Annotated in this window: 1 protein-coding gene; it reads left to right on the plus strand. The window is 63.2% G+C overall.

The genetic code is table 11. The features are described 5' to 3' along the window. A partial coding sequence (locus EDE08_RS38800; RefSeq protein ID WP_165936427.1) for an integrase catalytic domain-containing protein occupies positions 1-1,476 on the plus strand: 1,476 nt, incomplete at its 5' end. Positions 1,477-1,498 lie beyond the last annotated feature (22 nt).

The following is a 1,498-nucleotide window of genomic DNA, read 5'->3' on the forward strand; positions in this document are numbered from 1 at the left end:
AGATATGGCGCGACGATCAAGGACGCGCTGACGGCGTTGTGGGAGGCGTCGGATCGGGTGTGCGGCAAGCGGCTCAAAGTGATGATCCCGACCTTGCTGCCTGCCCTTGAGCAACATGGCCGATTGCAGCTTGGCCAGTCGGACCGTGATCGCGTTCTGGCTATCAGCGCCGCCACCATCGATCGCCTGCTCGTCGATGTGAAGATCGTGGCGAGCGGCGGCAGGCGGCGCCGTGCTGGATTCTATTCGGCAATCCGGCGCGAGGTCCCGATCCGCACGTTCAATGACTGGAATAGCCCGATGCCCGGATTCTGCGAGGTTGACATGGTCGCCCATGGCGGCACGTCGGTGGCTGGCTCGTTCATCCAAACCCTCACGATGGTCGATGTCGCCACCGGCTGGACGGAGTGCCTACCGTTGCTGACGCGGGAAGGTTCGCTCGTCGTCGAGGCGATCAACCGCGCACAGAGCCTGTTCCCCTGGCTGTTGCGCGGCGTGGACTTCGACAACGACAGCGCCTTCATGAACGATGTCGTCGTGCCATGGTGTCGCGAACAGAAGCTCGAAGTCACTCGCTCGCGCGCCTATAAGAAGAACGATCAGGCGTTTGTCGAGCAGAAGAATGGTGCCGTCGTCCGCCGCCTCATGGGCTATGGCCGCTTCGATGGCGTCGAGACGGCGCGTATGATGGGCCGCCTTTATGCGGCGGCACGGCTCTACGTCAACTTCTTCCAGCCGTCGTTCAAGCTGAAGGAGAAGCGTCGCGAAGGGGCTAAAGTGATCAAGCGCTATCATCTCCCATCGACGCCCTATGAGCGTGCCTTGGCGCATCCCAAGGTGACCGCGGCCGTGAAGATACGGCTACGCGATCAGTATCGCTCGCTCGATCCGGTCGCGCTGTTGGCGGAGATTCGCACGACCCAAGAAGAACTAGGCAATCGCGTCGATCGTCGTGCCGGACAGGCGCGCGGCCTGCAACCCGCTCGCACTAGCATCCTACCAGCGACCGCGGCGACGTTCGCGAAGACGCTCGGCAAGACCGCGACGGTCGGCGAGCCGCGTGCCACGCACCGGCGAACTCGTCGGCCCTATAAGACCAGAGTTCGCATGCCGTCCAAGCTCGACCCGCATATTGCCGCGATCGAAGCGTGGCTCGCAGAGCAGCCGCAGCTGACGGCGCTCGCAATTGTCGGCCGGCTGCGCGAGAAATACCCCGAGGAGTTCGGAAAGAAACAGCATTCGATTGTGCAACGTCTGTTGAGGGCGCTCAGACGGAGGGCTGCCGAACGGTTGGTCGCCCAGGGCCCGCTCGACGACGCCACGACCGCTGCCCCATTGCCCGGGGTTATGGACGGCTCGGGCTATGTAGGGCCCGACCCGCCCACAGCCCCTCTCGTCGAGCAAGCCGGGAAAGCCATCTGGCGCGACCGATTAATCGACATCGGATCGTCATCGGCAATGGCGCCATCAGGGTAACATTCGCAGATGCGGCAATACG

It is taken from the genome of Bradyrhizobium sp. R2.2-H (genome assembly GCF_004346455.1).
GTDB lineage: Bacteria > Pseudomonadota > Alphaproteobacteria > Rhizobiales > Xanthobacteraceae > Bradyrhizobium > Bradyrhizobium diversitatis.